Origin of the sequence: Streptomyces sp. 6N223 (genome assembly GCF_052246635.1) — a bacterium.
In the GTDB taxonomy this organism is placed as follows: domain Bacteria; phylum Actinomycetota; class Actinomycetes; order Streptomycetales; family Streptomycetaceae; genus Streptomyces.
Window position 1 is genome coordinate 26961 of sequence record NZ_JBQQCA010000066.1, and the last position, 8377, is coordinate 35337.

Sequence of the window (8377 nt, forward strand, 5' to 3'; positions counted from 1 at the left end):
CTTCGTGGCTGCCCAGGCGCTGAGCCACGCGATCCGGTTGCCGCACCGGTGGCCCAGCCACGGCGAGGTCAGGAGGCGAGGTGGCGCCTGTCGCCGAGGCTGACGACCCCGCGGTTGTGGAAGAAGTCGTCCTCGCGCAGCACGGTGATGCTCCCGGAACGCACCGGGAACGCGACGTGCCCCAGCGACTCGAAGGGCATCCCGATCCAGGCGGCCACGACGAACGTCAGGGCGAAGCCGTGCGTCACGACGATCTGGTGCTCGCACGGGCGCGCCAGGATCTCGTCCATGGCGGCGTAGACGCGCCGCGCGACGTCCGCCCTGGTCTCGGCGCCCGGGACGCCCTCGTCGTGGCCCATCCGGTCTCCGGCGGCCGGTGGCGGGATGAACCGCTGGTCCAGCCACTCCTGCGGCCTGCCCTCCGCCTCCCCGTAGGACTTCTCGCGCAGCCTGCGATCCAGGACCGGCTTCACGCCGAACAGGTCGGCCACCGCTTCGGCCGTCTGCTGGGTGCGTTGCAGGTCCGAGGAGATCAGCTCCACCTCGGCGCCGTCGGGGATCGCGGCCCGCAGGGCCTGGGCGATGGCGGCCGCCGCGCGCCTGCCTGCGGGCGTGAGGTGGGAATCGTGCCAGCCGCCGACCACGCGCTCGACGTGATGCGTCGCCTCGGGGTGGGTGATGGCGTAGATGCTGCGCATGGGACAGAAGCTACAGAGTTCTGGCGCGGCCTGGGCGCTCAGGCGCTGACGTAGTGGCCCTCGGCGAGGTCCGCGAGGAGCGCGGGATGCTCCGGCTGCCACTCCAGCAGCTTCCGGGTCTGCTCGCTCGACGTCGGGCGGTCGAGCGAGGCGAAGGCGGCCATCCAGCCGAAGTGGGCGTCGGCCTCCTCGGGGGATACGCCGGCCACCGGCAGGTTCAGGTGGCGGCCGATCGCGGTGGCGATGTCGCGGAAGGGGATGCCCTCCTCGGCGACGCCGTGGAGGCGGGTCCCGGCGGGGGCCGACTCCACGGCCCGGCGGAAGAGGCGGGCCGCGTCGAGGCGGTGGACGGCGGGCCAGCGGTTGGTGCCGTCGCCGATGTACGCCGAGACGCCCCTGTCGCGTGCGATGCCGATCAGGGCCGGGACGAAGCCATGGTCGCCCCGGCCGTGCACGGTCGGGGGGAGACGGACGGCCGAGGACCCCACCCCGCGCTCCGCCTGCGCGATCGCGGCGTTCTCCGCCGGGGTCCGGTGCGAGGACGGGTCGAGCGGGTCGTCCTCCGTAGCCGGGCCGCCCCGCGCGACCGCGAGGGTCCCGGAGGCGATCACGAGCGGCCTGCCGGAGCCGGCCAGGGCGTCGCCGAACGCCTCGACGGCCCGCCGGTCCACCTCGCCCGAGGCGGTGATGTTGGCGAAGTCGTGGATGTACGCGAGGTGGATGACGCCGTCCGACGCGGCGGCTCCGGCGCGTAGGCTGTCCAGGTCGTCGAGCGAGCCGCGGTGAACGCCGACCCCGGCGGCCGTCAGCGAGGCCGCGGCCTCGTCGGAGCGGGCCAGGCCCACGACCTGATGCCCGGTGTCGATGAGCTCGCGGACGACGGCTGAGCCGATGAAGCCGGTTGCGCCGGTGACGAAGACACGCATGGGTGGACTCCTTCGGTGAAGCAGGGAAAGTGGGGGAGGTCGGGGGAAGCGTGTTTCCATCCTTCGGACGGGAAGGGGCCCGCGTCCAAAGCCTGTTTCGCATCGGGAAATACGCTTCAGGCATCACCGCACCTCAACGCCGCGTTAGGCTCGATGGCATGGCGGACCTCGACCTGCGGCTGGTGCGGTACTTCACGGTCGTCGCCGAGCACGGCCACTTCGGCCGGGCCGCCGAGGCGCTGCACGTCACCCAGCCGTCCCTCAGCCGCCAGGTGCGCCGCCTGGAGCAGCAGCTCGGCGCACGCCTGCTGGACCGCACCCCGCAGGGCAGCCGCCTCACCGAGGCCGGGGAGGTGTTCCTGCCGCGCGCCAGGGCGTTGCTGCGTAACGCCGCCCAGGCCGCCGCGCACGCCCGCGCCGCCGCCGAGCCTCGCCGGATCACCATCGGGTACACCTCGGGGCTGATCGTCACCCCGGCCGTGCGCGAGCTGCGTCGCCGGCACCCGGACGCCGACGTGCACACCCTCCACCTGGCCTGGAGCGAGCCGCGCGCCGCGCTGCTCGATCACCGCGTGGACGTGGCCGTGGCCCGGCTGCCCTTTCCCACCGACAAGCTGCACGTCACCGTCCTGTACGACGAGCCGCGCCTGCTGCTGGTGCCCGTCGACCATCGCCTGGCGGGCAAGGAGTCCGTCACCCTCGACGACATCGCCGACGAGCCGCTGCCGCGCATGCCCTCCGCCCCCGACTGGGACGCCTTCTGGCGCATCGACCCCCGGCCCGACGGGCGCCCGGCACCCGACGGGCCCGTCATCGACGCCGTCGAGGACAAGTTCGAGGTCGTCGCCGACGGGCAGGCCGTGGCCATCGTCTCGGCCGGGCTGCGCGCCGACCGCCTCCGACCGGACGTCACCACCGTCCCGCTGGAGGGCGTATCGCCGAGCCACGTGGTGCTGGCGACCCGCGCCGGCGAGCGCAACCGCCTGGTGGCGGCGTTCCGCGCCTCGGACGGGGCGCACCTCACCCCACCCGTCAGGACGGGTCCACGTTGAGGCGCCGCGCGATGGTGCGGGCGACGGCGGGCGGCGGGGTGTGGGTGGTGTCGATGAGCTGGCCCTGCTGGCTGAGCCAGGAGAGGGATTCGTCGTAGGTGTCGAGGTGGGCGAGGCGCCACTCGGCGGCGGCCGGCTCGTCGGCGTCGGCCTCTATGCGGCGGGCGAGGGTGTCGCGGTCGGTGTGGAGCACGAAGTGGTGGACGGTCAGGCCCGCGTCGGACAGGCCGGTGTGGATCTCCGACCAGTAGCGCTGCACGAGCACGGTCTGCGGGATGACGAGCGTGCCGCGCACGTAGTTGAGGAGTTGGCGGGCTGTCTCGACCACCAGGGGACGCCAGGGGCGCCAGTCCTGGAAGTCCTTGACGGGGACGGAGCCCTCGAGGGGCAGGCGGAGCATGTAGCCGACGTACTCGGTGTCGAAGATCCTCGACTCCGGGAGCAGGGAGGTGAGTTCGCGGGCGGTGGTGGTCTTGCCCGCGCCGAAGGTTCCGTTCAGCCAGACGATCACGCGGTCACCATTCCTCGTCACCTCAGCGCCGTGGTGAGGTGGACTTCGATCCCCGCGTCGGTGAAGACCAGTCCGGCGTAGGGGCTGACCCGGTCGGGGGCGACGCCGGTGTGGGGGGCGACCACCTCGCCGGTGCGCGCGTCCACGGCGACCGGCGCGCCGTCGTCGCGGGCGACGTACCGCAGATTGCCGTAGGCGGCGGTGAGCTCCCCCTCCCATTCCCCGGAGTCCCGCTGCCACAGCAGTTCCCCGGTCTCCGCATCCAGCGCCCACGCACGGCCGTCCCACTCGGACGCGCAGACGACGACGGTGGTGTCCTCGTTGAACGGGCATTCCATGTCGCTGCTCACGTCGATCTGGCCGTCGAAGGCGGGGTCGCCCGTGGCGATCTCCAGCAGGTGGGTTCCCGCGTCCGTCCTGGTCCTGACCCACGGGCCGCCGGTGGAGTTGGTGCCAGGGCCGTTGGACGGTTCGGTGCTCCACAGGTCTTCGCCGTCGGTCAGGCGCACGCCGCGGACCCGGACCCGCGTGGGGTCGTCGGGGTCGTTGGCGAAGCCGACGAGGGTTCCGCCGTAGCCGTCCGTCACCTGGAAGTCGGCGCGGGACCACAGCATCCGGGGGTCCTCCAGATCGACCACGATGGTCCCTCCCAGGTGGCCGTCCAAGGTCCACTGGATCGGCGCCATGCCGTCGAAGGCGCCGGTCCACACGCTGGCTCCGAGCCGGCCCTCCGGGGTCGGATCGAGGGTGATGGTCTGGCGCCACAGGAACTCGGCGGTGTCCGCGTTCGCCGCGATCACCTCGATGGCCTTCTCGCCCGGGTTGGGTTCGACGGGGATGGTGGCGATGGCGGCGGTGCGGCCGTTGAGGTCCACCAGCTCCGGGGCGTACAGGTGGCGCGTGTCGGGGCCGTTCTCGTACAGCGGCGGATCACTCGGCTCGATGCGGTCGATCCTTTCGCCGGTGACCACGTCCACCGCCGAGACGCCCTCGTCGTCCGTGATCCACAAGGTCTGGTCGTGGAGGGCGACGGGGTGCTCGGCCCCCGCGTCGAGGTCGGTGTCCGACTCGACGGGGATCGTGTGGGCGGCGGCTGGGTCGAACGCCCGGGGGGACTCGGTGAGCCGGCGCCCCGGGTCGGGGTCGGTCCCCTCGGTGGGGGGTGACGTCCCGGGATCGCCCTCGCCCGGGTCGCCGTCGCTGGCCTCGGCAGAGACGGAGTCGGCGAACGGCCCGAGGTCGAGCCCGTACGCCCCGATTCCGGCCAGGGTCGCGACCGTCACCGCCACCGCCAGCGCCACCCATGGACCCCGCCGCCGCGCGGGCGGCGGGAGGTATGGCGGGGGAGGCGGGGGAGGCGGGGGAGGGGAGGACCCCTCGGAGTCCGAGGGCTCGACGAGGTCGTGCAGCAGGCGCCTGGCCTCGGCGGCGTCGGGGCGGTCGGCCGGGTCGGGCTGGAGCATCGCGGTGAGGGCGAGGTGCAGGGGCCCGACCGCCTCGGCGTCCACGTCGGCGGCGCCCCGCCGGGCCCTGAGATACGCCAGCCGGGCGTCTGGGACACCCCCCGGATCCGTGGTCCTTCGCCCCGGCTCGCCGGTGACGAGCGCGTGGAGCGTCCTGCCCAGGCAGAAGATGTCCGAGGCGGGCAGCGGCGTTCCCCGGATGAGCTCGGGAGCGGCGTACGCCGGGGTGTAGCTGAGCCGGCCGTTGACCGAGACCGTCTGGCTGGAGCCGTACCGGTGCACGGCGCCGAAGTCGAGCAGCTTGGCCTTTCCCTGCTCGGTGACGCCGATGTTGGCGGGCTTGATGTCGCAGTGCACGATGCCGGCCGCGTGCAACGCCACCAGCGCGTCGGCGATCTGCATCCCGACGCGCGCCGCCTGCACCGGGAACCGCAGCCGCCCGTCCAGGCCGCCGCCCGGCACGTACTCCATCACCAGCCAGAAGATGTCGCTCTCCACGATGTCGTGCAGCGTCACGACGTGCGGGTGGTCGCGGAACTTCGCCAGGGCGCGCGGCTCGGCCCGCAGGCGCCGGATGATGGCCTCGCGGTCTCCTCGGTCGCCTTCGATCGGGACGGGCTTGAGCGCCACGTCCTGTCCCAGGAACTCGTCGTGGGCCAGCCAGACCTGCCCGCCTCGTCCCTTGCCGACGGTTCTCACCAGGGCGTACCGATCGGCGACCTTGTCTCCGGGGCGCAACACTCTTCCCTCTCCCCCTCGGCTGAGTGCGGTCGCGTGGACCGGGACTTGGACCGGGACTTGGACCGAGCCTTGACCGAACTTACTGCCGCTGCGGCAGCGTCTGCACCTCGATGTCCGGATAGAGCCTGCGCAGAGGTTCGGGGGCCGCCGTGATGACCGGCCACTGGCGGGCGGCGGCGAGGTAGGCGACGTGGCCGGCGGTGGTGGGGGACGGGCGGTGGGCGGAGCGGAGGATGCCGGAGCCGACGGCCTGCGGCTCCTCGAGGGCGGCGAGGGTGACGAGCGGGAAGCGGAGTATCGCGGTCAGCGCGTCGCGGCCCTGGGGGTGGAGCTCGGCGGCGGCGTCGGCGACGCAGGTGGCGGGGGCGAGGAGGGGGATGACGTGCTGGTGGGCGAGCTTGAACAGCGCCTGCATGGACAGGTCGCCGCGCGCGGCGGTGACGAGGGCGGTGGTGTCGAGGATGCGGCCGCCGATGCTGGCAGGGTCGTCAGGGGCGTCGTCGGGGGTCTGTGTCACGCGGCGACGTTACCGCCGCCGTCTGACAGTTCGTTCGGGCCGCTCGGGCCGTTCGGGTCGCCCGGCTTGACCGGCCCGTCGATGCCGAGGGCGCGCCTGGCCCACGCCTCGTGCTCCGCGCCGGGGCGCGGCTCGTCGCCGAAGAGCCGCCGCAGCGTCTGCTCGATGTCGGCGGCCTCCCGCTCCCGCTGGATGAGCCGCTGGATGTGCCCGGACACGCTGCCGCGCCCGGCCTCCTCGGCGGCCTTGAGGTACTGGAGCTGCTCGTGCGGCAGGCTGATCGCGATCTTGGCGGCACGAGCGGTGCGGGCGGCACGGCGCGGAGTAGTCATACCGTAGTTATACCGACCTGGCGGGGCCGCTGGCAAATGCCCCGCTCAAGCGCCGCTCGTCCCGGTTGCGCCCGGTTGCGCCCGGCGGCGGGGGCGGGCAGGGTGGGCGCGCATGGAGCCCATGGAGCCCATGGAGGATGTGCGGGACGCGGAGGACGCGGAGGACGCGGAGGACGCGGAAGGCGCGGAAGGCGTGGAAGGGGTGATGCGCGCGGCGGGGGTGCGGGCCGTCGCGCTCACCTGGGTGGACACCGCCGGGATCACGCGCGTGAAGACCGTGCCCGTGGCGCGGCTGGCGCACGCCGCCCGCCGCGGCGTAGGGATGTCTCCGGTCTTCGACGTCTACCTCGTCGACGACTCGATGACGACCAGCCCCCACATCGGCGGGCCCGACGGCGACCTTCGCCTCAAGCCCGACCTGGCCCGGCTCACCGCCCTGGCCGGGCAGCCCGGCTGGGCCTGGGCGCCGGTCGACCGGTACGAGCAGGACGGCCGGCCGTACGCCGCATGCCAGCGGCTCTTCGCCCGCCGCCAGGCCGAGCGGGCCCGGCGGGAGTTCGGCATGTCCCCGCGCATGGGCTTCGAGACCGAGTGGATCGTGGTGCGCGCGGGCGACGAGGCGACCGCCCCCCGCTATCCCACGCTCGGCCCCGCCTACGGCATGGTCCGCGTCGTCGAGCTCTCCCACTACCTCGCCAGCCTGACCGAGGCGCTGGCCGCGCAGCGCGTGGAGGTGCTCCAGCTCCATCCCGAGTACTCCCCGGGCCAGTTCGAGGTCTCCACCGCCCCCGCCGACCCGGTCGCCGCCGCCGACGGCGCGGTGCTGGTGCGCGAGACGATCCGGGCGGTGTCCGGGCGCCACGGGCTGGCGGCGTGGTTCGGGCCCGTGGCCGACCCGGCCGGGGTCGGCAGCGGGCGGCACCTGCACCTGAGCCTGTGGCGCGGCGAGAAGAACCTGTGCCGGGGCGGGAACGGCCCGCAGGGCATGACGGGGGAGTGCGAGGCGTTCCTGGCGGGCGTGCTGCGCGAACTGCCCGCGCTGCTGGCGATCGGCGCGCCCTCGCCAGCCAGCTACCTGCGGCTCAAGCCCTCCCACTGGGCCGGGGTCTTCCAGTGCTGGGGCGTGGAGAACCGGGAGGCGGCGCTGCGTTTCGTGCCCGGGGAGCCGGACGAGCCGGGAGCGGCGAACGCCGAGGTGAAGTGCTTCGACGGGGCCGCCAACCCGTACGTGGTGGTCGGCGCGGTCATCGCGGCCGGGCTGGCCGGGATGGAGGAGGGGCTGCGGCTGCCGGCGGCGGTGGCCGGGGACCCGGCGGAGGCGGAGGGCGCGGGCGGGCGGCCGCGCCTGCCGACGTCGCTGGGGGAGGCGTTGGGGCACTTCCGTGAGTCGTCGGTGCTGCGGCGGGCGCTCGGGGAGCCGATGTTCGGGGCGATCGAGGCGGTGCGGCGGGCCGAGATCGAGCTGTTCGAGGGCGCGACGCCGGAGGAGATCGCGGCGGCGACGCGGGGGCGGTTTTGAGCGCGGGGTTCCCGCCGCTGCCGCCGCTGGTGGACCACCACTGCCATGGGGTGGTGCGGGAGGGGCCGGGTGGCGCGGAGGCGTTCGAGGCGTTCCTGACCGAGGCGGACGTGCCGGCCGCGCCCGGCACGAGCTACTTCGACACGCAGCTCGGCTTCGCGGTACGCCGCTGGTGCGGGCCGGTGCTGGGGCTGGAGCCGCACTGCCCGGCGGAGCAGTACCTCGCGCGGCGCGGAGATTTGGGGGCGGGGGAGGTGACGCGGCGGATGCTGCGGGCCAGCGGGATCGGGGAGTTTCTGGTCGACACGGGGGTGGGTGGGGCGTGGGACTTCCCGGGGGTGGTGCGGGAGGTGGTCCGGCTGGAGTGGCTGGCGGAGCGCGTCGCGGATCAGGTTGGTGACGACTCGGAGGCGTTCGTCGCTCGGCTGGATGCGGAGATCGCGGAGGCGGCGGAGAGCGCCGTGGCGTTCAAGTCGGTCGCGGCGTACCGCTATGGGCTCGATCTCGATCCGCGCCCGCCGAGCGAAGCGGAGGTGCGGGGCGCGGCGTGGCGGTGGCTGCGGCGGCGGAGCTCTCAAGACGGGGGCTCCGCCCCCGTACCCCCGGCCGCCCACACCC

8 protein-coding genes and 1 pseudogene are annotated in these 8377 nt (G+C 74.0%); 3 read left to right on the top strand and 6 right to left on the bottom strand.

What is annotated here, in order from left to right:
- Nucleotides 1-68: 68 nt before the first annotated feature.
- Both ACTWQH_RS28840 and ACTWQH_RS28845 read right to left on the bottom strand, forming a co-directional pair.
- Nucleotides 69-698: a histidine phosphatase family protein gene (locus ACTWQH_RS28840; protein WP_443289723.1), complete on the bottom strand. Its 630-nt coding sequence runs from the start codon at nt 696-698 to the stop codon at nt 69-71.
- A 38-nt stretch (nt 699-736) separates the two neighbouring features.
- Complete coding sequence (locus ACTWQH_RS28845) at nt 737-1624, bottom strand: SDR family oxidoreductase (RefSeq protein WP_443289724.1); 888 nt, start codon at nt 1622-1624, stop codon at nt 737-739.
- A gap of 158 nt (nt 1625-1782) precedes the next feature.
- Here ACTWQH_RS28845 and ACTWQH_RS28850 point away from each other — a divergent pair, with 158 nt between their 5' ends.
- Nucleotides 1783-2676, top strand: a complete 894-nt coding sequence (locus tag ACTWQH_RS28850) for a LysR family transcriptional regulator (RefSeq protein WP_443289725.1) — start codon at nt 1783-1785, stop codon at nt 2674-2676.
- Here ACTWQH_RS28850 and ACTWQH_RS28855 read toward each other — a convergent pair.
- From ACTWQH_RS28855 to ACTWQH_RS28870, 4 genes are all read right to left on the bottom strand, one after another.
- The gene (locus ACTWQH_RS28855) at nt 2657-3187 is read right to left on the bottom strand and encodes an AAA family ATPase (RefSeq protein WP_443289726.1); all 531 of its coding nucleotides are present in this window, start codon (nt 3185-3187) and stop codon (nt 2657-2659) included. The two genes, ACTWQH_RS28850 and ACTWQH_RS28855, sit on opposite strands and share 20 nt — an antisense overlap.
- Nucleotides 3188-3204: 17 nt before the next feature.
- The gene (locus tag ACTWQH_RS28860) at nt 3205-5391 is read right to left on the bottom strand and encodes a protein kinase domain-containing protein (RefSeq protein WP_443289727.1); all 2187 of its coding nucleotides are present in this window, start codon (nt 5389-5391) and stop codon (nt 3205-3207) included.
- 79 nt (nt 5392-5470) lie between these two features.
- A complete protein-coding gene (locus ACTWQH_RS28865) occupies nt 5471-5908 on the bottom strand; it encodes a hypothetical protein (protein WP_443289728.1) in 438 nt (145 codons plus the stop codon).
- The gene (locus ACTWQH_RS28870; RefSeq protein WP_443289729.1) at nt 5905-6240 is read right to left on the bottom strand and encodes a hypothetical protein; all 336 of its coding nucleotides are present in this window, start codon (nt 6238-6240) and stop codon (nt 5905-5907) included. The genes ACTWQH_RS28865 and ACTWQH_RS28870 overlap by 4 nt, the downstream gene beginning before the upstream one ends.
- 205 nt (nt 6241-6445) lie before the next feature.
- On the opposite strand from ACTWQH_RS28870, the gene ACTWQH_RS28875 reads away from it, so the two are divergent.
- Complete coding sequence (locus ACTWQH_RS28875) at nt 6446-7759, top strand: glutamine synthetase (RefSeq protein WP_443289730.1); 1314 nt, start codon at nt 6446-6448, stop codon at nt 7757-7759.
- A pseudogene (locus ACTWQH_RS28880) lies at nt 7756-8377 on the top strand (amidohydrolase); the annotation flags it as partial. The gene ACTWQH_RS28875 and the pseudogene ACTWQH_RS28880, both read left to right, overlap by 4 nt.

Excerpts from the sequence above, each read along its gene's own strand:
- ACTWQH_RS28875 (WP_443289730.1), top strand. The coding sequence starts at position 6,446 with ATGCGCGCGGCGGGGGTGCGGGCCGTCGCGCTCACCTGGGTGGACACC.
- ACTWQH_RS28870 (WP_443289729.1), bottom strand. The coding sequence starts at position 6,240 with ATGACTACTCCGCGCCGTGCCGCCCGCACCGCTCGTGCCGCCAAGATC.
- ACTWQH_RS28840 (WP_443289723.1), bottom strand. The coding sequence starts at position 698 with ATGCGCAGCATCTACGCCATCACCCACCCCGAGGCGACGCATCACGTC.
- ACTWQH_RS28845 (WP_443289724.1), bottom strand. The coding sequence starts at position 1,624 with ATGCGTGTCTTCGTCACCGGCGCAACCGGCTTCATCGGCTCAGCCGTC.
- ACTWQH_RS28850 (WP_443289725.1), top strand. The coding sequence starts at position 1,783 with ATGGCGGACCTCGACCTGCGGCTGGTGCGGTACTTCACGGTCGTCGCC.